Annotated in this window: 13 protein-coding genes and 3 tRNA genes; 2 read left to right on the top strand and 14 right to left on the bottom strand. The window is 67.1% G+C overall.

Annotation, left to right across the window (positions count from 1 at the left end; genetic code table 11):
- Nucleotides 1-64 precede the first annotated feature (64 nt).
- The 9 genes from MYL53_RS11460 to MYL53_RS11420 all read right to left on the bottom strand — a co-directional run bounded on the left by MYL53_RS11460 (nucleotide 65) and on the right by MYL53_RS11420 (nucleotide 7,156).
- Nucleotides 65-141: transfer RNA gene (locus MYL53_RS11460), tRNA-Arg, on the bottom strand.
- 55 nt (nucleotides 142-196) lie between these two features.
- A tRNA-Arg gene (locus MYL53_RS11455) sits at nucleotides 197-273 on the bottom strand.
- Between the two features lie 18 nt (nucleotides 274-291).
- A tRNA-Ser gene (locus MYL53_RS11450) sits at nucleotides 292-384 on the bottom strand.
- Between the two features lie 100 nt (nucleotides 385-484).
- A complete protein-coding gene (gene csrA, locus MYL53_RS11445) occupies nucleotides 485-685 on the bottom strand; it encodes a carbon storage regulator CsrA (RefSeq protein WP_247854089.1) in 201 nt (66 codons plus the stop codon).
- A 189-nt stretch (nucleotides 686-874) separates the two neighbouring features.
- Nucleotides 875-2,125: an aspartate kinase gene (locus MYL53_RS11440; protein WP_247854088.1), complete on the bottom strand. Its 1,251-nt coding sequence runs from the start codon at nucleotides 2,123-2,125 to the stop codon at nucleotides 875-877.
- A gap of 102 nt (nucleotides 2,126-2,227) precedes the next feature.
- Entirely contained in the window at nucleotides 2,228-4,834 is a 2,607-nt protein-coding gene (gene alaS / locus MYL53_RS11435) for an alanine--tRNA ligase (RefSeq protein WP_247854087.1), read from the bottom strand.
- A gap of 129 nt (nucleotides 4,835-4,963) precedes the next feature.
- Nucleotides 4,964-5,437: a regulatory protein RecX gene (locus tag MYL53_RS11430; RefSeq protein WP_247854086.1), complete on the bottom strand. Its 474-nt coding sequence runs from the start codon at nucleotides 5,435-5,437 to the stop codon at nucleotides 4,964-4,966.
- A 3-nt stretch (nucleotides 5,438-5,440) separates the two neighbouring features.
- The gene (recA, locus tag MYL53_RS11425) at nucleotides 5,441-6,502 is read right to left on the bottom strand and encodes a recombinase RecA (protein WP_247854085.1); all 1,062 of its coding nucleotides are present in this window, start codon (nucleotides 6,500-6,502) and stop codon (nucleotides 5,441-5,443) included.
- Between the two features lie 159 nt (nucleotides 6,503-6,661).
- A complete protein-coding gene (locus MYL53_RS11420) occupies nucleotides 6,662-7,156 on the bottom strand; it encodes a CinA family protein (protein ID WP_247854084.1) in 495 nt (164 codons plus the stop codon).
- 321 nt (nucleotides 7,157-7,477) lie between these two features.
- On the opposite strand from MYL53_RS11420, the gene mutS reads away from it, so the two are divergent.
- Nucleotides 7,478-10,060, top strand: a complete 2,583-nt coding sequence (gene mutS, locus MYL53_RS11415; RefSeq protein ID WP_247854083.1) for a DNA mismatch repair protein MutS — start codon at nucleotides 7,478-7,480, stop codon at nucleotides 10,058-10,060.
- Nucleotides 10,061-10,247: 187 nt separating this feature from the next.
- Nucleotides 10,248-10,571 (top strand): ferredoxin FdxA, encoded by a 324-nt coding sequence (gene fdxA / locus MYL53_RS11410; RefSeq protein ID WP_247854082.1) that lies wholly within the window; start codon nucleotides 10,248-10,250, stop codon nucleotides 10,569-10,571.
- A gap of 489 nt (nucleotides 10,572-11,060) precedes the next feature.
- Here the strand turns inward: fdxA and eno are convergent, their stop codons facing one another.
- From eno to gltB, 5 genes are all read right to left on the bottom strand, one after another.
- Nucleotides 11,061-12,353, bottom strand: a complete 1,293-nt coding sequence (gene eno, locus MYL53_RS11405) for a phosphopyruvate hydratase (protein ID WP_247854081.1) — start codon at nucleotides 12,351-12,353, stop codon at nucleotides 11,061-11,063.
- A 46-nt stretch (nucleotides 12,354-12,399) separates the two neighbouring features.
- Entirely contained in the window at nucleotides 12,400-13,251 is an 852-nt protein-coding gene (gene kdsA, locus MYL53_RS11400) for a 3-deoxy-8-phosphooctulonate synthase (RefSeq protein ID WP_247854080.1), read from the bottom strand.
- 5 nt (nucleotides 13,252-13,256) lie between these two features.
- Nucleotides 13,257-14,912 carry a CTP synthase gene (gene pyrG, locus MYL53_RS11395; protein ID WP_247854079.1) on the bottom strand — a complete coding sequence of 552 codons (1,656 nt, stop codon included), beginning with the start codon at nucleotides 14,910-14,912 and terminating at the stop codon, nucleotides 13,257-13,259.
- Between the two features lie 297 nt (nucleotides 14,913-15,209).
- Entirely contained in the window at nucleotides 15,210-16,628 is a 1,419-nt protein-coding gene (locus MYL53_RS11390; protein ID WP_247854078.1) for an FAD-dependent oxidoreductase, read from the bottom strand.
- Nucleotides 16,629-16,650: 22 nt separating this feature from the next.
- A complete protein-coding gene (gltB, locus tag MYL53_RS11385; protein WP_247854077.1) occupies nucleotides 16,651-21,099 on the bottom strand; it encodes a glutamate synthase large subunit in 4,449 nt (1,482 codons plus the stop codon).
- Nucleotides 21,100-21,159 lie beyond the last annotated feature (60 nt).

Genomic DNA, 21,159 nt, shown 5'->3' with positions numbered 1-21,159 from the left:
CTAGCAAAAAAGAGAATACGAAAAGCAGAAGACCCGCTCTCGCAAGGAGAGCGGGTCCGGTATCTGGCGCGCCCGGGAGGATTCGAACCTCCGACCACCTGATTCGTAGTCAGGTACTCTATCCAGCTGAGCTACGGGCGCTGAATGCAATGAGATATCTCACCGCGGAGATGATGAAGCATCATCCGGTAGAAGATGGCGCGCCCGGGAGGATTCGAACCTCCGACCACCTGATTCGTAGTCAGGTACTCTATCCAGCTGAGCTACGGGCGCATACCTTCTTGTCAATGATGGCGGAGAGGGAGGGATTCGAACCCTCGAAGAGGCTATAAACCCCTTACTCCCTTAGCAGGGGAGCGCCTTCAGCCACTCGGCCACCTCTCCCTCATCGACAGGTGCGTATCCTACCGATACGCCTGGGGTTTGTCCAGAGGGTCCGGCATTTTTTCTTGCCTGCCGGACTCACCTGCCGGACAGCGGGCACTCAGCTCCCCGCTTCGTCGTCGACATCCTCGTCGGTTCTCTCGCGCTGAATGCGCTGATAGATCTCCTCGCGATGCACGGCAACGTCCTTGGGGGCATTGACGCCGATACGAACCTGATTCCCCTTGACGCCCAGCACGGTGACGGTGATGTCATCGCCGATCATCAGGGTTTCGCCGACACGGCGGGTCAGAATGAGCATGACTGATCTCCTTCTCAGACTTCTGACTGCGGGATGCTCGTCCGCGGTACAGGGAGCCGGCTCCCGCCCGACGCCCCCTGTCCGCAGGCTTCGCCCATGACACCCTACGAGCTCGTTGAATGAAAGCTCACTTCGGATCGACCACGGGTTTCCCTACAAGCGTAGAAGCTGACGGCAGGCTACGACGCCTTATTCGCTTTCGATGTCGTCCTTGTCCAGGCCGAAGGCCTGATGCAGGGCGCGCACCGCCAGCTCCATCTGCTTCTCGTCGACCACCACCGAGATCTTGATCTCGGACGTGGACACCATGCGAATGTTGATGTTCTCTTCAGACAGCACGCGGAACATCTTGGACGCCACACCGGCGTGGGAACGCATGCCGACACCGACCAGCGAGACCTTGGCGATCTTGTCATCGCCTTTCACTTCGCCCTCGCCCAGCGCCGGCAGCACCTGATCCTCGAGGATGCGCAGGGTCTGCTTGTAGTCGCCCTTGGCCACGGTGAAGGTGAAGTCGGTGTAGTCGCCGGCCGGCGCCACGTTCTGCACGATCATGTCGATCTCGATGTTGGCATCGGCGATCGGACCGAGAATCTTCGAGGCCACGCCCGGCACGTCCGGGGTGTTGAGCAGGGTCAGCTTGGCCTCGTTGGCGGTGAAGGCGATACCGGAGATCAGCGGTTCTTCCATGGAGTCCTCGTCTTTGTCGGAATCTGCAACGATCAGGGTGCCGGGGCCGTCCTCGAAGCTGGACAGCACGCGCAGCGGCACGTTGTACTTGCCGGCGAACTCGACGGCGCGAATCTGCAGCACCTTGGAGCCGAGGCTGGCCAGTTCCAGCATCTCTTCCACGGTGATGGTGTCCAGGCGCTGGGCCCGGGAGCAGACGCGCGGGTCGGTGGTATAGACACCGTCGACGTCGGTATAGATCTGGCACTCGTCGGCTTTCAGCGCCGCGGCCAGGGCCACGCCGGTGGTGTCAGAGCCACCGCGGCCGAGGGTGGTGATATTGCCCTCCTCGTCGACGCCCTGGAAGCCGGCGACCACGGCCACCTGGCCGTCGTCCAGGTCCTGGCGCATGTCGTCGGTCTCGATGCGCTGGATGCGCGCCTTGGTGTGGGCGCTGTCGGTCATGATGCCGACCTGGGAGCCGGTATAGGAGGTGGCCGGCACGCCGAGCTTGTGCAGGGCCATGGTCAGCAGCGAGATGGTGACCTGCTCACCGGTGGACACCAGCATGTCCAGCTCGCGCGGGGTCGGCTCGTCGTTGATGTCGTTGGCCAGGCCGATCAGGCGGTTGGTCTCGCCGCTCATGGCGGAGACCACGACCACGACCTGATGGCCGGCGTCACGGAAGCCCTTGACCTTCTCGGCCACGGCCTTGATGCGCTCCACGGAGCCCACCGAGGTACCGCCGAACTTCTGTACGTATAGTGCCATGCGTCGTTGTCCCTCTGTCGATTTAGCATTGGAATGAATGAAAGGTCGCGAGGCCGGATACACGAGGGGCCGAAGACGCTGCCGCCTTCGGCCCCGGAACGCCTAGAGCGCCGCCTCGACCCAGGCCGGGACGCTCTCCAGCGCCGCCGGCAGGGCCGCGGCATCGCTGCCGCCGGCCTGGGCCATGTCGGGTCTGCCCCCGCCCTTGCCGCCGACCTGCCCGGCCACGTGATTGACCAGCGCGCCGGCCTTGACCCGGGCAGTGAGATCGTCGGTGACGCCGGCGATCAGGCTGACCTTGCCGGCCGACTCGTCGGCCACGCCGAGCACCACGATGCCGGAGCCCAGCTTGTTCTTGAGCTGGTCTAGCATGCCGCGCAGCTCCTTGCCCGAGACGCCCTCCAGGCGCTTGGCCAGCACCTTGACGCCCTTGACCTCGCGGGCCTCGTCGAGCAGGTCGTTGCCGGCGGCGCTGGCCAGCTTGGCCTTGAGCCGCTCGAGCTCCTTCTCCAGGCCGCGGTTGCGCTCGACCAGCGACTCGACGCGCTCCTCGACCTGCTCGGGCTTGGCCTTGAGGCGCTCGCCGATGCGCGCCACCCGCGCTTCCTGCTCGCGGAAGTAAGCCAGCGCGCCCTCGCCGGTGATCGCCTCGATGCGGCGCACGCCGGAGGCCACGCCGGCCTCGCTGACGATATGGAAGCAGCCGATGTCACCGCTGCGCCGAACGTGAGTGCCGCCGCACAGCTCGATCGAGAAGTCGTCGGCGCCGATGGTCAGCACCCTCACGCTGTCGGCGTACTTGGCCTCGAACAGCGCCGCGGCGCCCTTCTCCTTGGCCTCGTCCAGGGTCATGTGCTCGATGCGGGTGTCGGCGTTGGCCAGCACCTGCTCGTTGACCAACCGCTCGATCTCGGCCAGCTGCTCGGCGCTGACCGGCTCGAAGTGGCTGAAGTCGAAACGCAGCCGCTCCGGCGTCACCAGCGAGCCCTTCTGCTGGACGTGATCGCCGAGCACGATGCGCAGTGCCTCATGCATCAGGTGGGTGGCCGAGTGGTTGCGCACGCTGGCCGCGCGCAGGCTGGCGTCGACCTTCGGCGTCACCTGGGCACCGACCGAGAGCTCACCTTCGAGCAGCACGCCGTGATGCAGGTGGTGGCCGCTCTGCTTCTGGGTGTCGGTGACCAGGAAGCGGCCGCCCTCGAACTCCAGGTAGCCGGTGTCGCCCACCTGACCGCCGGACTCGGCGTAGAACGGCGTGCGGTCGAGCACCACCATGCCGCGCTGCTCGACCTCGAGGCCGGCCAGCGGGTTGCCCTCGCGATCGACGATGGCGGTGACCGTGGCCTGGTCCTCGAGGCGCTCGTAGCCGGTGAAGTCGGTCTCGCCCTCGAGATCGAGCGCCGCCTCGTAGTCGGCGCCGAACTGGCTGGCCGCCCGGGCGCGCTCGCGCTGGGCCTCCAGCTCGCGCTCGAAGCCGGCCTCGTCGAGGCTCACGCCGCGCTCGCGGCAGACGTCGGCGGTCAGATCATAGGGGAAGCCATAGGTGTCGTAGAGCTTGAACACCGTCTCGCCCGACAGGGTGTCGCCCTCCAGGCCGGCCAGCGCCTCCTCGAGCAGGCCCATGCCGTGATCCAGGGTGCGGGCAAACTGCTCCTCTTCCTTGAGCAGCACGCGCTCGATCTGGTGACGCGCCTCGCGCAGTTCGGGATAGGCCCCGCCCATCTCGGCGTCCAGCGCGCCCACCAGCTTGTGGAAGAAATTGCCCTTGGCGCCCAGCTTGTGACCGTGGCGCACCGCGCGGCGGATGATCCGGCGCAGCACATAGCCACGACCCTCGTTGGAGGGCAGCACGCCGTCGGTGATCAGGAAGGCGCAGGAGCGGATATGGTCGGCGATCACGCGCAGCGAGGGCGTGGAGGTGTCGTCGTGACCGGTGGCCCGGGCCGCCGCCTCGAGCAGGTTCTGGAACAGGTCGATCTCGTAGTTCGAGTGCACGCCCTGCATCACCGCGGCGATTCGCTCCAGGCCCATGCCGGTATCGATGGACGGCTTGGGCAGCGGATGCATCTCGCCGGCCGCGTCGCGATCGTACTGCATGAACACCAGGTTCCAGATCTCGATGTAGCGGTCGCCGTCCTCCTCGGGGCTGCCGGGAGGACCGCCCCAGACCTCGGCGCCGTGATCGAAGAAGATCTCGGAGCTCGGGCCGCAGGGGCCGGTGTCGCCCATCTGCCAGAAGTTGTCCTCGTCGAGCTTGGAGAAGCGCTCCGGATCGATGCCGATCTCGTCCTTCCAGATGCGCTCGGCCTCGTCGTCGCTGACGTGGACGGTGACCCACAGCTTCTCCTTCGGCAGGCCCAGCACCTCGGTGAGGAAGGTCCAGGCGAAGCCTATGGCGTCGCGTTTGAAATAGTCGCCGAAGCTGAAGTTGCCCAGCATCTCGAAGAAGGTGTGGTGGCGGGCGGTGTAGCCGACGTTGTCGAGATCGTTGTGCTTGCCGCCGGCGCGCACGCAGCGCTGGGCCGAGGTGGCGCGGACGTAGGGGCGCGGGTCGCGACCGAGGAAGACGTCCTTGAACGGCACCATCCCGGCGTTGGTGAACAGCAGGGTCGGGTCGTTGCCCGGCACCAGGGAGCTGGACGGCACGATGGTGTGGCCCTGCTCCTCGAAGTAACTCAGAAAGGCCTGTCTGATGTCTGCGCTTTTCATGGGGTATCCGTGGCGATAGGCATGGTGGCCCGCAGGACGGGCACGGCAGCCATCATCGGACTGCCACCCGGGGCGTTCGCAAAGGGACCCATTATAGCGCAGTCGTCAAGCGACTAAAGAGCGGGGCGTTCAGGCGTCGTCCCAGGCATGCGCCATGGCATGCCGGAGCTGGTCGAAATCGAAGCCGCGCCCGGCCAGGAAGCGCTCGCGACGGGCGCGCTCCTTCGGCCCCTCGCCGGGGCCGGAGAAGCGCCGCCCAAGGGTTTCGGCGGCGAGTTCGAACCAGTCGACCTCGCCGCCGGCCTCGTCGAAGGCCGCCCGAGCGGTGTCGGCGTCGATGCCGCGCCGCGAGAGCTCGGCGCGGATGCGCACCGGGCCCTGACCGCGGGCGACCCGGGAGCGCAGGAAGCTCTCGGCGAAGCGCGCATCGGACTGCAGCCCCTGCTCAACGAGCTCGTCCAGACAGGCCTCGACCGCCTCGGGCGAATGATCCTTGGCGGTCAAGCGGTTGCGCAGCTCGGCCCGGGCGTACTCGCGCCGGGCCAGCAGGCGGATGGCGTCATCACGAGGCGTGGCGTCGGCCTCGCGCGCAAAGCCGGACATGGCTTAGAGCAGCTCGTCGCCGCCCGCGTCCCCGCCGGCTTCGGCCTTGGCCTCTTCTTCCTTGGGCTCCGGCGTGGACAGCAGCTGGGCACGGATCTGGCTCTCGATCTCTTCCATGATCGCCGGGTTGTCCTCGAGGAACTGAGCGGCGTTGGCCTTGCCCTGCCCGATCTTGCTGCCCTGGTAGCTGTACCAGGCGCCGGCCTTGTCGACCAGGCCGCACTGCACGCCCAGGTCGACCACCTCGCCGGCGTGGTAGATACCCTTGCCGTAGAGGATCTGGAACTCGGCCTGACGGAACGGCGGCGAGACCTTGTTCTTGACCACCTTGACGCGGGTCTCGTTGCCGGTGACCTCGTCGCCCTGCTTGACCGAGCCGGTGCGGCGGATGTCGAGGCGCACGCTGGAGTAGAACTTGAGCGCGTTGCCGCCGGTGGTGGTCTCGGGGCTGCCGAACATCACACCGATCTTCATGCGGATCTGGTTGATGAACACCACCATGCAGTTGGCGTTCTTGATGTTGCCGGTGATCTTGCGCAGCGCCTGGGACATCAGACGGGCCTGCAGGCCGACGTGGGAGTCGCCCATCTCGCCCTCGATCTCGGCGCGCGGGGTCAGCGCCGCCACCGAGTCGATGATGATCACGTCGACGCCGCCGGAGCGCACCAGCATGTCGCAGATCTCGAGCGCCTGTTCGCCGGTGTCCGGCTGGGAGACCAGCAGGTCGTCGAGATTGACGCCGAGCTTCTCGGCGTAGCTCGGGTCGAGGGCGTGCTCGGCGTCGATGAAGGCGCAGGTCTTGCCCTGTTTCTGGGCCTGGGCGATCACCGACAGGGTCAGGGTGGTCTTGCCAGAGGATTCCGGACCGAAGATCTCGACCACGCGGCCGTAGGGCAGGCCGCCGATGCCCAGGGCGATATCCAGCCCCAGGGAGCCGGTGGATACCGACGGCATCACCACGCGCGGGGTATCGCCCAGGCGCATCACGGTGCCCTTGCCGAACTGGCGCTCGATCTGGGAAAGCGCGGCGTTGAGCGCCTTGGAACGATTGTCGTCCTGAGCCATGAGAGTCTCCTAAGCGATCGCCGTGACGCACGGCGATGACGAAACATTGTCAGAATGACGGCACAACGGCCGCCGAAAATCACTGTATGACTGCACAGTAGTATGACGAAAAAGCGGCCGCTCGGCCACCCCGAACCGACCGCATCGGCCGAGGCCGGACTAGCCGTTTTCCAGCTCGTCGATCAGCCCCTGCAGGGCGACGTTCACGGCCTGATCACGCACCGCGTCGCGCTCGCCGGCGAAGTGGCGACGCTCGGTGCGCACCCGCCCCGGGGCGCCCCAGGCCAGCCACACCGTGCCCACCGGCTTCTCGGCGCTGCCGCCGCCGGGGCCGGCCACGCCGCTGATGGCCACGGCCAGATCGGCGCCGCTCTCGGCGCAGGCGCCGGCCACCATGGCCTCGACCACCTCGTGACTGACCGCCCCGACGCGCTCGAGCAGCGCCTCGGGCACGCCCAGCAGGCGCGTCTTAGCGGCGTTGGAATAGGTCACGTAGCCGGTCTCGAAGTAGTCCGAGCTGCCAGCGATCTCGGTGATGGCATTCGCCACCCCGCCGCCGGTGCAGGACTCGGCGGTGGCGACGCTCGCGCCGCGCTCGCGGCACAGCGCGCCGAGGCGTTCGGCGAGACGGCGCGTCTCGGGCGATACGGACATCGGCTTCTCTCCAGATTCTCGCATGCGGCCGGTCGCCACGGATCACGATACGCGGGCGCCAGGGACAGATCGTAGAGGGGGTCCTATGCCAGGGATGGCATCGGTAGCGCCCATGGACGGGTTCACAGCGCCCCCTCGCAGATCTGTCGCCGGATCAGCCCGCCGCAACGACGGCAACGCTGGCTCCGAGGTTGTCTTGATGCCCCTGACGAAGGCCATCCTTGGGCGTAGAATACTGGCTTTGTCCGCGAGATGCATGGCACCTCACGCCATCCCCATATCCGCGTTTCTCACCGTCTCCACCGCCAGCCAGGGAAGCCCATGTCACAGGCCAGCACCAAGCCGCACACGCCGATGATGGCCCAGTATCTGAAGATCAAGCGCGAGCACCCCCAGGTGCTGCTGTTCTACCGCATGGGCGACTTCTACGAACTCTTCTTCGACGACGCCAAGCGCGCCGCGGCTCTGCTGGACATCACCCTGACCCAGCGCGGCCAGTCCGCCGGCCAGCCGATTCCCATGGCCGGCGTGCCCTACCACAGCGCCGAGGGCTATCTGGCGCGCCTGGTCGCCGCCGGCGAGTCGGTGGCCATCTGCGAGCAGATGGGCGACCCGGCCGCCGCCAAAGGCCCGGTGGAGCGCAAGGTGGTGCGCATCGTCACCCCCGGCACCCTCTACGACGAGGCACTGCTCGACGCCCGCCGCGACAACCTGGTGGTGGCGATCCATCCCGCCGGCGAGCGCTGGGGGCTTTCCTGGCTGGAACTCTCCAGCGGGCGTTTCAGCGTGCTCGAGGTGGAAGGCGAGGCCGAGATGCTGGCCGAGCTGACCCGCCTCGATCCGGCGGAGCTGCTGGTGGCCGAGAGCCTGAGCCTTCCGCCGTCGCTCGAGGAGCGCCGCGGCCTGCGCCGCCAGAGCGACTGGCTGTTCGATCTGGAATCGGCCACCCGCACCCTGTGCGACCAGTTCGCCGTGCAGGACCTGCGCGGCTTCGGCTGCGCCCACCTGGAGGCCGCGCTCACCGCCGCCGGCGTGCTGATCGACTACGCCCGCGACACCCAGCGCTCGCAGCTGCCCCACGTCACCGCCATCGGCGTGGAGAGCCGCGACGACGCCGTGGTGATCGACGCCGCCAGCCGCCGCAACCTGGAGATCGACGTCAACCTGGGCGGCGGCAGCGACAACACCCTGGCCAGCGTGCTCGACACCACCGCCACCGCCATGGGTTCGCGGCTGCTCAAGCGCTGGCTCAACCGCCCGCTGCGCGACCGCGACCAGGTCGGCGCCCGCCAGGCCGCCGTGGCCGCCCTGCTCGACCGCGACGGCTTCCTGCCGCTGGGCGAGACGCTCAAGGCGATCGGCGACGTGGAGCGCATCCTGGCCCGGGTGGCGCTGTACAGCGCCCGCCCCCGTGACCTGGCCCGACTGCGCGACGCCCTGGCCGCCCTGCCCGAACTCGAGGCCGAGCTCGCCGAGTACGACGACGGCACCGCCCTGGACGAGCTCAGGCGCCATATCCGGCCCTATCCCGAGCTCGCCGACACCCTGAGCCGGGCGCTGATCGAGAATCCGCCGGTGGTGATCCGCGACGGCGGCGTGATCGCCGAGGGCTTCGACGCCGAGCTCGACGAGCATCGCGGACTGGCCGAGCATGCCGGCGACTATCTGGTGCAGCTTGAGACCCGCGAGCGCGAACGCACCGGGCTCGCCGGCCTCAAGGTCGGCTACAACCGGGTGCACGGCTACTACATCGAGATTCCCCGCGCCCAGGCCCGCGAGGCGCCGGTGGATTACATCCGCCGCCAGACGCTGAAGAACGCCGAACGCTTCATCATCCCCGAGCTCAAGGAGTTCGAGGACAAGGCGCTGTCGGCCAAGTCCCGCGCCCTGGCCCGGGAGAAGCTGCTCTACGACGGCCTGCTCGACGACCTCAACGCCGAACTGGCCCCGCTGCAGGCCACCGGTCGCTCGCTGGCCGCACTGGACGTACTGGCCGCGCTGGCCGAGCGCGCCCGCTCGCTGGACCTGGCGCGCCCGGCGCTGCCGGAGGCCCCGGGCCTCGACATCCGCGGCGGCCGCCACCCGGTGGTCGAGCGGGTCAGCGACTCGCCCTTCGTGCCCAACGACATGGTGATGGACGACGAGCGGCGCATGCTGGTGATCACCGGCCCCAACATGGGCGGCAAGTCCACCTACATGCGCCAGGCGGCGCTGATCACCCTGCTCGCCCACACCGGCAGCTTCGTGCCGGCCGACAGCGCGAGCATCGGCCCGGTGGATCGCATCTTCACCCGCATCGGCTCCTCCGACGACCTGGCCGGCGGCCGCTCGACCTTCATGGTGGAGATGACCGAGACCGCCAACATCCTGCACAACGCCACCGACCACAGCCTGGTGCTGATGGACGAGATCGGCCGCGGCACCAGCACCTTCGACGGCCTCTCGCTGGCCTGGGCCAGCGCCGAGCACCTGACCCGCACCCGCGCCTTCACGCTGTTCGCCACCCACTACTTCGAGATGACCGCGCTGGCCGAGCAGGCCGCCGGCGTGGCCAACGTGCACCTGACGGCGGCCGAGCATCGCGACGGCATCGTGTTCATGCACCGGGTCGAGGACGGCCCGGCCAGCCAGAGCTACGGCCTGCAGGTCGCCCAGCTGGCCGGCGTGCCCCAGGGCGTGATCGCCCGGGCGCGGGAGAAGCTCGCCACCCTGGAGCAGCAGGAGGTCGACCAGGGCCAGCGCGCCCCGGCAGCGCCGCTCGAGGGCGAGGCCTCGCCCCAGCAGGCTGACCTGTTCGCCAGCGCACCGCACCCGGTGGTGGAGAGCCTCTCGGGGCTGGCGCTGGACGAGCTCAGCCCGCGCCAGGCGCTGGAGTGGCTCTATCATTGGCAGGAGAGCCTGTAAGGCCGATACCGCCGGCGGCACTCGCCGCCGGCTTGACGGACCACCGCTTGCGGGGAAGATAACGGGCCGACTAGAATGGTCCGATCAAGCGCTACTTATTATAAAAAAGAAAGTTTTTTATAACCCAATTCGACATTCAAGACCGACCGGCCGCGGCGCACCCCGGCCTCGAGGAAGGGAGACTGGCATGACATTCGTCGTCACCGAAAACTGCATCAAGTGCAAGTACACCGACTGTGTCGAGGTCTGCCCGGTGGACTGCTTCTACGAAGGACCCAACTTCCTGGTGATCCATCCCGACGAGTGCATCGACTGCGCGCTGTGCGAGCCCGAGTGCCCGGCCGAGGCGATCTTCTCGGAAGACGAGTTGCCGGAAGGACAGGAACAGTTCATCGAGATCAACGCCGAGCTGGCGGAGACGTGGCCGAATATCACCGAGAAGAAGGACCCGCTGCCCGACGCCGAGGAGTGGGACGGCAAGCCCGGCAAGGCCGAGCAGCTGGAGCGCTGATCGCCTGACGCCACGCCCGCGCACGACGCCTGGACACGACAACGCCGAATGTCTCTCGACATTCGGCGTTGTCGTGTCATGCTGCGATAAGGAGAACACTAAGGCAAAGAAGGCGGCCCGAGGGCCGCCCGCTCCTAGCCATCCTTGAGCGGTTCCTTCCGCTCGAACTCCTGTAGCCTTCCCTGCCCGGAAACGGCATCCTGCCGTACCAAGCTCGGCTTGAGACTGCATCCCGTGGCGTCCTGCCGGGAGAGACTCCGCTCTCCCTTGTCCCGCTGTTCATTCTGGCAGCCTTGGGAGAGTTCTCAACCGGGCCCCTGCCCGTCGGCCATAATCGCATCACCGGCAGCAATTTTTGAAAATTCTTCAAAAACAAAAAGATAGAAAATACCGGCGCCATAATGGCGCCGGTATTAGCAGGCAAAATGTCACGGATCTCGCCGGGGGCGTGTAGGCGATTTCCTACACGGCGGACGCCGTCGGACCCGCTTACTGACCCTTGATGGCCGCTCGGCCCGGGTAGTCGACGCGCTCGCCGAGCTCCTGCTCGATCACCAGCAGGCGGTTGTACTTGGCGACGCGGTCGGAGCGACACAGCGAGCCGGTCTTGATCTGACCCGCGGCGGTGCCCACGGCCAGGTCGGCGATGGTGGTGTCCTCGGTCTCGCCGGAGCGATGGGAGATCACCGCGGTGAAGCCGGCGTCCTGGGCCATCCTGATGGCGTCCAGGGTCTCGGACAGGGAGCCGATCTGGTTGAACTTGATCAGGATGGAGTTGCCGATCTGCTCGTCGATGCCGCGCTTAAGGATGCGGGTGTTGGTGACGAACAGATCGTCGCCGACCAGCTGCACCTTGTCGCCGATCTTGTCGGTCAGCGCCTTCCAGCCGTCCCAGTCGGACTCGTCCATGCCGTCCTCGATGGAGACGATCGGGTACTGCTCGCTCAGCTCGGCCAGATAGTCGGCGAAGCCGGCGGCGTCGTACTGCTTTCCCTCGCCGGAGAGATCGTAGACGCCATCCTTGTAGAACTCGGAGGAGGCGCAGTCGAGGGCCAGGGTGATGTCGCGACCCAGCTCGTAGCCGGCGTCGGACACAGCCTGCTTGATCACCGCCAGGGCCTCGGCGTTGGACGCCAGGTTCGGCGCGAAACCACCCTCGTCGCCCACCGAGGTGGACAGACCGCGTGCGGACAGCACCTTCTTCAGGGCGTGGAAGATCTCGGCGCCCATGCGCAGGCCTTCGCGGAAGCTCGGCGCGCCCACCGGCTGGATCATGAACTCCTGGATGTCGACGTTGTTGTCGGCATGCTCGCCGCCGTTGAGGATGTTCATCATCGGCACCGGCATGCGGTACTGGCTCGGCTGGCCGTAGAGCTCGGCGATATGCGCGTAGAGCGGCGCGCCCTTGGCGTTGGCGGCGGCCTTGGCGGCGGCCAGCGACACGGCGAGGATGGCGTTGGCGCCAAGGTTCGCCTTGTTGTCGGTGCCGTCGAGCTCGAGCATGGCCTCGTCCAGGGCACGCTGATCACGCGCGTCCATGCCGACCAGACGCTCACGGATCACGCCGTTGGCGGCCTCCACGGCCTTCAACACGCCCTTGCCCAGGTAGCGGGCCTTGTCGCCATCACGCAGCTCGAGGGCCTCGCGGGAGCCTGTAGAGGCACCGCTGGGGGCACAGGCCGTGCCCACGGCACCGCTCTCCAGGCGCACTTCGGCCTGAACGGTGGGGTTACCGCGGGAATCGAGCACCTCGAGGGCGCGAACATCGACGATCTTGGTCATGTTGTCTCGTCCTTAATGAGTCAGCGTTGAGTGAATCAGCGTTGGGTCAGGAAATCTCGAGCGGCGCGAAGCCCTTGACCAGCTCGTCGAGCGCCTTGAGCTGGGACAGGAAGGGCTCGAGACGATCGAGCGGCAGGGCGCAGGGGCCGTCGCACTTGGCGTTGTCCGGATCCGGATGGGACTCCAGGAACACCCCGGCGAGCCCCACGGCCACGCCGGCGCGGGCCAGCTCGGCGACCTGGGCGCGACGGCCGTCGGCACTGTCGGAGCGCCCGCCCGGGCGCTGCAGGGCGTGAGTGACGTCGAACAGCAGCGGGTAGCCGGTCTCTTTCATCTCGCCGAAACCGAGCATGTCGACCACCAGGTTGTTGTAGCCGAAGCTGGTGCCGCGCTCGCACAGGATCAGCCGGTCGTTGCCGGCCTCCTCGCACTTGCGCAGGATGTGGCGCATCTCGTGAGGCGCCAGGAACTGGGGCTTCTTGATGTTGATCACCGCGCCGGTCTCGGCCATCGCCACCACCAGATCGGTCTGGCGAGCGAGGAAGGCCGGCAGCTGGATGACGTCGGCCACTTCGGCGGCGGGCGCCGCCTGCCAGGGCTCGTGCACGTCGGTGATGATCGGCACGCCGAAGCGTTCCTTCACCTCGGCGAGGATCTCGAGACCCCGGTCGAGACCGGGGCCGCGGAAGGAGTGGATGGAGCTGCGGTTGGCCTTGTCGAAGCTGGCCTTGAACACGTACGGCATGTCGAGCCGGCCGGTGACCTCGACGTAGGCCTCGGCCACCTCGAGAGCCAGCTCGCGGGATTCCAGCACGTTCATGCCGCCGAACAGCGTCAGCGGCTGGTCATTGCCGACCCGGAGGCCGGCAATGTCGATCAGGCGTTCCGGGACGGACATGACGCTCACTCCTGTGGGGTGCTCTGGGCGCGGGTGCGCGCCGCCTTGTGCTCCAGCGCCGCATTCACGAAGCCGGTGAACAGCGGATGGCCGTCACGCGGCGTGGAGGTGAACTCCGGGTGGAACTGGCAGGCCACGAACCAGGGATGATCGGGCAGCTCGACCATCTCCACCAGCGAGCTGTCGACGCTGCGACCGGAGACCACCAGGCCGGCCTTCTCGAGGTCGGCGACGAACTGGTCGTTGACCTCATAGCGGTGGCGGTGACGCTCGACGATTTCCTCGTTGCCGTAGGCCTCGCGGGCCCTGGAACCGGACGCCAGATGGCAGACCTGGCCGCCCAGACGCATGGTGCCGCCCAGATCGGAGGCCTCGTCGCGCAGCTCGATCTTGCCTTCCGGGCTCAGCCACTCGGTGATCAGACCCACCACCGGGTGCTGAGTGTCGTGGGTGAACTCGGTGGAATTGGCGTCGCTCCAGCCGGCCACGTGGCGCGCGAACTCGATCACCGCGACCTGCATGCCGAGGCAGATGCCGAGATACGGGATGTCGTTCTCGCGGGCGAAACGGGCCGTCTGGATCTTGCCTTCCACGCCGCGCTCGCCGAAGCCGCCGGGCACCAGGATGGCGTCCTTGCCGGCCAGGCGTTCCGGGCCATGACGCTCGATGTCCTCGGAGTCGATATAGTCGATGTTGACCTTGACCCGGGTCTGGATGCCGGCGTGCACCAACGCCTCGTTGAGCGACTTGTAGGCGTCGAGCAGCTCCATGTACTTGCCAACCATGGCGATGTTGATCGACTTGAGCGGATTGAGCTTGGCGTCGAGCACGCGGATCCACTCGGACAGGTCGGCTTCGCTGGCCTCCAGGCGCAGCTTGTCGCAGACGATCTCGTCGAGACCGTGCTGGTGCAGCATCAGCGGAATGCGATAGATGGTATCGGCATCCTGCAGCGGGATGACCGCCCGCTCCTCGACGTTGGTGAACAGCGCGATCTTGCGGCGCTCGGTCTCCTCGAGCTCGACCTCGCTGCGGCAGATCAGGATGTCCGGCTGGATACCGATCGAGCGCAGCTCCTTGACGCTGTGCTGGGTCGGCTTGGTCTTGGTCTCGCCGGCGGTCTGGATGTAGGGCACCAGGGTCAGGTGCATGAAGATCGCCCGGCTCGCGCCCAGCTCGCTGCGAATCTGACGGATCGATTCGAGGAACGGCAGCGACTCGATGTCGCCCACGGTGCCACCGATCTCGACCAGCGCCACGTCGGCGTCCTTGCCGCCCTCATAGACCCGACGCTTGATCTCGTCGGTGATGTGAGGAATCACCTGCACGGTGCCGCCCAGATAGTCGCCGCGGCGCTCCTTGCGCAGCACGTGCTCGTAGACGCGCCCGGTGGTGAAGTTGTTGGCCTGGCTCATCTTCGTGCGGATGAAGCGCTCGTAGTGGCCGAGATCCAGGTCGGTTTCCGCCCCATCCTCGGTGACGAACACCTCGCCATGCTGGAAAGGACTCATGGTGCCCGGATCCACATTGATGTAGGGATCGAGCTTGAGCATGGTGACCTTGAGGCCCCGTGCCTCGAGAATCGCCGCCAGCGAAGCCGACGCGATGCCCTTGCCAAGAGAGGACACAACGCCGCCGGTCACGAAGATATATCGTGTCATGGAGAACCTGTCGAAACGTGATCGGTAGGCCCGGCAGGAAGCCGCGCCAGGATGGGACGACAGAATAGCAGAGTGCGGCCCCCGGCTCAATTTGGGCTGCAAGCTGCAAGCTGCAAGCTGCAAGCTGCAAGCTGCAAGCTGCAAGCTGCAAGCTGCAAGCTGCAAGCTGCAAGCTGCAAGCTGCAAGCTGCAAGCTGCAAGCTGCAATTCAGCAGCGTGAGATCGCCCAGAGCCAAAGAAAACCCCGAAGGCCTGACCTTCGGGGTTTCTTGTAGCTCGGCGCTTGTAGCTCGGCGCCTAGACGTCCAGGTAGTCGAGGATGCCCTCGCCGGCCTGGCGGCCTTCGTACACGGCGGTGACCACCAGGTCGGAGCCGCGCACCATGTCACCACCGGCGAAGATCTTCTCGTTGGTGGTCTGGAAGGCGTAGGCACCCTGCTCCGGCGCCTTGACCCGGCCCTTCTCGTCGACCTCGATGCCCACGGTCTCGAACCAGGGCGCCGGGCTCGGCTGGAAGCCGAAGGCGATGACCACGGCGTCGGCCGGCACCACTTCCTCGGAACCCGGCACCACCTCGGGACGCTGGCGACCGTTCTCGTCCGGCTCGCCGAGGCGGGTACGCACGACCTTCACGCCCTCGACCTTGTCCTCGCCGACCACCGCCACCGGCTGGCGGTTGAACAGGAATTCCACGCCCTCCTCGCGGGCGTTGGCGACTTCCTTGCGCGAACCGGGCATGTTGTCCTCGTCACGACGATAGGCACAGGTCACCGCGGACGCCCCCTGACGGATGGCGGTGCGGTTGCAGTCCATGGCGGTGTCGCCGCCACCGAGGACCACGACCTTCTGGCCTTCCAGCGAGACGAAATCCGCCGGGTCCTTCTCGAAGCCCAGGCAGTGGTTCACGTTGGCGATCAGGTAGTCGAGCGCCTTGTGCACGCCCGGCAGATCCTCGCCCGGGAAACCGCCCTCCATGTACTTGTAGGTGCCCATGCCGAGGAACACCGCGTCGTACTCCTCGAGCAGCCTGTCGAACGGCATGTCCTGACCGATCTCCACGCCCAGGCAGAACTCGACGCCCATCTCCTCGAACACGGCGCGGCGCCGCTCCATCACGGTCTTCTCGAGCTTGAACTCGGGAATGCCGAAGGTCAGCAGGCCGCCGATCTCGGGATTCTTGTCGAACACCACCGGCTTGACGCCGTTGCGCACCAGGATGTCGGCGCAGCCGAGGCCGGCCGGGCCGGCGCCGATGATCGCCACCTTCCTGTCGGTCCAGGTCACCCCGGACATGTCCGGACGCCAGCCCATGGCAAAGGCGGTGTCGGTGATGTACTTCTCCACCGAGCCGATGGTCACCGCACCGAAGCCGTCGTTGAGGGTGCAGTCGCCCTCGCACAGGCGGTCCTGCGGGCACACCCGGCCGCACACCTCGGGCAGCGAGTTGGTGCGATGGGAGAGCTCGGCGGCCTCCAGGATGTTGCCCTCGCTGACCAGCTGCAGCCAGTTGGGGATGTAGTTGTGGACCGGGCACTTCCACTCGCAGTACGGGTTGCCGCAGTGGAGGCAGCGATGCGCCTGGGTCGCGGCGTCCTGCGGCTGGAACGGCTCGTAGATCTCGGCGAACTGCTTCGCCCGGGTACGCGCGGACTTCTTCTCGGGGTCCTGGCGACCCACGTCGATGAACTGGAAGTCGTTGTTCAGACGGTTGGCCATGTTATTGCTCCTCTCTGCAGGCTTACTCGGGACGCCGACGGGATTCATCCAGCAGGCTGGCGAGGCTCGCCGCCTTGGGCTTCACCAGCCAGAAATGGCGGATGAAGTCGCTGAAGTCCTCGAGGATGTCGCGGCCGCGCTGGGAGCCGGTCTTCGCGACGTAGTCCTCGATGATCTCCCTCAGGTGTCGCCGATGGGCCTCCATGGCCTCGGTGTTGACGCGGTGGATCTCCACCAGTTCATGGTTGTACTTGTCGACGAAGCTGCGGTCCTCGTCCAGCACGTAGGCGAAGCCGCCGGTCATGCCGGCGCCGAAGTTGACGCCGACCTCGCCGAGCACGGTGATCAGGCCACCGGTCATGTACTCGCAGCAATGGTCGCCGGCGCCCTCGATCACCGCCTGGGCGCCGGAGTTACGCACCCCGAAGCGTTCGCCAGCGGTGCCCGCGGCATAGAGCGTGCCGCCGGTGGCGCCGTAGAGGCAGGTGTTGCCGATGATCGCCGTCTTGTGGCTCTCGAAGCCGCTCTCGCGGGGCGGCACGATCACCACTTCGCCGCCGTTCATGCCCTTGCCGACGTAGTCGTTGGCGTCGCCCTCGAGGTAGAGGTTGAGGCCGCGGGCGTTCCACACGCCGAAGCTCTGGCCGGCCACGCCCTTGAAGCGCGCGGTGACCGGGGCGTCCTCGAGGCCCGCCTCGCCGTGCTGCTTGGCGATGGTGCCGGAGATCAGCGCGCCGACGGAGCGGTCGCAGTTGGTGATCGCGAAGTCGAACTCGCCGCCGGACTTGTCCTCGATGGCCGACTTGAGCGCCTCGAGCACTTCCTGGTTCTTGGCCCCCGGATCGTGCGGCACGTTGCGGCTGACCTGGCAGAACTGCGGTGCCTCGGCGGGCACGAAGTCGTTGGTCATCAGCGGCGACAGGTCCAGGCGACGCTGGGAGTCGGTCACGCCCTCGATCGCCTCGAGCAGGTCGGTGCGGCCGATCAGCTCGGTGAGCTGGCGCACGCCCAGCAGCGCCATCAGCTCGCGCACTTCCTCGGCGATGAAGCGGAAGTAGTGCTTGACCATGTCGACGGTGCCGCGGAAGTGCTCGTCGCGCAGGAACTGGTGCTGGGTGGCGACGCCGGTCGCGCAGTTGTTGAGGTGGCAGATGCGCAGGTACTTGCAGCCCAGCGCCACCATCGGCGCGGTGCCGAAGCCGAAGCTTTCGGCGCCGAGGATCGCCGCCTTGATCACGTCGAGACCGGTCTTCAGGCCGCCGTCGGTCTGCAGGCGGATCTTGTCGCGCAGGCCGTTGATGCGCAGAGCCTGATGGACCTCGGGCAGACCGAGCTCCCAGGGGCTGCCGGCGTGCTTGATCGAGGTCAGCGGGCTGGCCGCAGTGCCGCCGTCATAGCCGGACACGGTGATCAGGTCGGCGTAGGCCTTGGCCACGCCGGTGGCGATGGTGCCGATGCCGGGCTCGGAGACCAGCTTCACCGACACCTGGGCGCTGGGATTGACCTGCTTGAGGTCGAAGATCAGCTGCGCCAGGTCCTCGATGGAATAGATGTCGTGGTGCGGGGGCGGCGAGATCAGCGTCACGCCGGGCACCGCATAGCGCAGCCGGGCGATCAGGCCGTTGACCTTGCCGCCGGGCAGCTGGCCGCCCTCGCCGGGCTTGGCGCCCTGGGCCACCTTGATCTGCAGCACCTCGGCGTTGGCCAGATAGGCCGGCGTGACGCCGAAGCGCCCGGAGGCGATCTGCTTGATCTTGGAGCTGCGAACGGTGCCGTAGCGCGCCGGATCCTCGCCGCCCTCACCGGAGTTGGAGCGGCCGCCGGCCTCGTTCATGGCCTGAGCCAGGGCCTCGTGGGCCTCCGGCGACAGCGCGCCCAGCGACATGCCGGCGCTGTCGAAGCGCGGCAGCAGGTCCTCGACCGGCTCGATCTCGTCCAGCGGCAGCGTCGTCTCGGCGGGCTTCAGCCGCAGCAGGTCGCGAATGGTGGCCGGCTCACGGTCGTTGACCAGGCCCGCGAACTTCTTCCACTTGGCGTAATCGCCCTCCTGCACCGCCTCCTGCAGGGCCTTGACCACGTCCGGGTTGTAGGCGTGGTACTCGTGGCCATGGACATACTTCATCAGGCCGCCGTGGGAGATGCTCTTGCGCGGCGACCAGGCGTCCCTGGCCAGCAGTTCCTGCTGCAGCTGCAGCTCGGCGAAGCCGGTGCCCTCGATGCGCGAGGCCATGCCGGTGAAGCACAGGTCCATGACCTCGGAGGCCAGACCCACCGCCTCGAACAGCTGGGAGCCGCGGTAGGAGGCCAGGGTCGAGATACCCATCTTGGACAGGATCTTGAACAGGCCCTTCTGCAGCCCCTTGCGATAGTTCTCGCGGGCGTCGGCCGGATTGCCGACCAGCTCGCCGGTGCGATGCATGTCGGCCATGACCTGGTAGGCCAGCCACGGATAGACCGCGGTGGCCCCCACGCCGAACAGCACCGCCATCTGGTGGGCGTCGCGGGCGTAGCCGGTCTCGACGATCAGGTTGACCCGCGGACGCAGCGCCAGACGACCCAGATGATGATGCACGGCCCCCACCGCCAGGGCGGCGTGAATCGGCAGCTGGCCCCTGGCCACCTCGGCGTCGGACAGCACCAGCAGCACCTTGCCGTCGCGGGCGGCCTGGGCGGCCTCGTCGCACAGCGCCTGGATCGCGCCCTGGAGCCCGACGGTCTCGGGATCGTAGGCCAGCGACAGGGTATGGCTATTGAAGGCCGGGTCCTCGTGGTTCACCAGAGCGGTGAACTTGCGCGGCGACAGCACCGGCGTGGTCAGCACCAGGCGATGGGCGTGGTCCGGGGTCGCCTCGAAGACGTTGAGCTCCGCGCCGATGCAGCTTTCCAGCGACATCACGATCGACTCGCGCAGCGGGTCGATGGCCGGGTTGGTGACCTGGGCGAATTTCTGGCGGAAATAGTCGGTCAGCAGGCGATGCTTGCCGGACAGCACGGCCATCGGCGTGTCGTCGCCCATGGAGCCGACCGCCTCCTGGCCGCTCTCGGCCAGCGGGCGCAGCACCTGGTCGCGCTCCTCGAAGCTGACCTGGAACATCTTCTGGCGCACTGCCAGGGTCTCGGCATCCATGTTCTGGAATCGCGCCAGCTCGGTCAGCGCGGACTCCAGGTAGCTGGCCTCCTGCTTGAGCCAGCGCTTGTAGGGATAGGCCGACTTGAGGCGCGAGTCGATGTCCTCGGTGTGCAGCACCTCGCCGGTCTCGGTGTCCACGGCCAGGATCTGGCCGGGGCCGACGCGACCCTTGGCCACCACGTCCTCGGGCTTGTAGTCGTAGGTGCCGATCTCGGAGGCCAGGGTGATGTAGCCGTTCTTGGTGATCACCCAGCGCGCCGGGCGCAGGCCGTTGCGGTCGAGCATGCACAGCGCCTGCCGACCGTCGGTCATGACCACGCCGGCCGGGCCGTCCCACGGCTCCATGTGCATGGAGTTGTACTCGTAGAAGGCGCGCAGGTCGCCGTCCATGATCTCGACGTTCTGCCACGCCGGCGGCACCATCATGCGCACCGCGCGATGCAGCTCCATGCCGCCGGTCAGCAGCACTTCCAGCATGTTGTCCATGCTCGAGGAGTCGGAGCCGTTGGTGTTGACGATCTCGTCGAGCTCGGCGATGTCGGGCAGGCGCTCGCTGACGAAGTTCTCCTTGCGCGAGTTCGCCCAGCCGCGGTTGGCCTCGATGGTGTTGATCTCGCCGTTATGGGCCATCATCCGGAACGGCTGGGCCAGCGGCCAGCGCGGCGCGGTGTTGGTGGAGAAGCGCTGGTGGAAGACGCAGATGGCGGTTTCCAGGCGCTCATCGCCCAGGTCACGGTAAAAGGCCGGCAGGTCGACCGGCATCACCAGGCCCTTGTAGGAGACGACCTCGGAGGACAGCGAGCTGACGTAGAAGTCCTCGTCGTCGCGCAGCGCCTGCTCGGCGCGGCGGCGGGCCATGAAGAGCTCGACGTCGAAGGTGTCAGCGGCCGTTTCGCCGGGCTCGACGAACAGCTGGCGAATGCGCGGCAGGCAGTCCAGCGCCATGGGGCCGCAGACGCTCGGGTCGACCGGCACGTCGCGCCAGCCCTGTACCTTCAGGCCGCGGGCCTCGAGTTCGCGCTCGAGGGTCTCGCGCGAGTGCGCCTCGCGGGCGTCGTCGTCGGGCAGGAAGATCGAGCCCACCGCGAAGCGTGCTCCCAGCTCGACGCCGAGCGCCTCCTTGGCCGCGGCGCGCATGAAGGCCTCGGGCATCTTCAGCAGCAGGCCGCAGCCGTCGCCGGTCTTGCCGTCGGCGGCGATGCCGCCGCGGTGGGTCATGCAGGTCAGCGATTCGATGGCGGTCTGCAGCAGATCGTGACTGGCCTGGCCCTCCATGTGGGCGATCAGACCGAACCCGCAGTTGTCACGAAACTCGCCGGGTTGATGAAGACCTCTGTTCATGGGCGTGCCTCAGGTTGAAAGGGTGTACTTCGCAGTTTCTTATGATATATTTAAAGGTTT

It is taken from the genome of Halomonas getboli (genome assembly GCF_023094245.1).
Classification (GTDB): Bacteria; Pseudomonadota; Gammaproteobacteria; order Pseudomonadales; family Halomonadaceae; genus Halomonas; species Halomonas getboli.
Note: the sequence above shows the minus strand (reverse complement) of the source record. Positions and strands in the feature narration are given on the sequence as shown.

Coding starts and splice junctions, on each gene's coding strand:
- csrA (WP_247854089.1), bottom strand. CDS start 685: ATGCTCATTCTGACCCGCCGTGTCGGCGAAACCCTGATGATCGGCGAT.
- MYL53_RS11440 (WP_247854088.1), bottom strand. CDS start 2,125: ATGGCACTATACGTACAGAAGTTCGGCGGTACCTCGGTGGGCTCCGTG.
- alaS (WP_247854087.1), bottom strand. CDS start 4,834: ATGAAAAGCGCAGACATCAGACAGGCCTTTCTGAGTTACTTCGAGGAG.
- MYL53_RS11430 (WP_247854086.1), bottom strand. CDS start 5,437: ATGTCCGGCTTTGCGCGCGAGGCCGACGCCACGCCTCGTGATGACGCC.
- recA (WP_247854085.1), bottom strand. CDS start 6,502: ATGGCTCAGGACGACAATCGTTCCAAGGCGCTCAACGCCGCGCTTTCC.
- MYL53_RS11420 (WP_247854084.1), bottom strand. CDS start 7,156: ATGTCCGTATCGCCCGAGACGCGCCGTCTCGCCGAACGCCTCGGCGCG.
- mutS (WP_247854083.1), top strand. CDS start 7,478: ATGTCACAGGCCAGCACCAAGCCGCACACGCCGATGATGGCCCAGTAT.
- fdxA (WP_247854082.1), top strand. CDS start 10,248: ATGACATTCGTCGTCACCGAAAACTGCATCAAGTGCAAGTACACCGAC.
- eno (WP_247854081.1), bottom strand. CDS start 12,353: ATGACCAAGATCGTCGATGTTCGCGCCCTCGAGGTGCTCGATTCCCGC.
- kdsA (WP_247854080.1), bottom strand. CDS start 13,251: ATGTCCGTCCCGGAACGCCTGATCGACATTGCCGGCCTCCGGGTCGGC.
- pyrG (WP_247854079.1), bottom strand. CDS start 14,912: ATGACACGATATATCTTCGTGACCGGCGGCGTTGTGTCCTCTCTTGGC.
- MYL53_RS11390 (WP_247854078.1), bottom strand. CDS start 16,628: ATGGCCAACCGTCTGAACAACGACTTCCAGTTCATCGACGTGGGTCGC.
- gltB (WP_247854077.1), bottom strand. CDS start 21,099: ATGAACAGAGGTCTTCATCAACCCGGCGAGTTTCGTGACAACTGCGGG.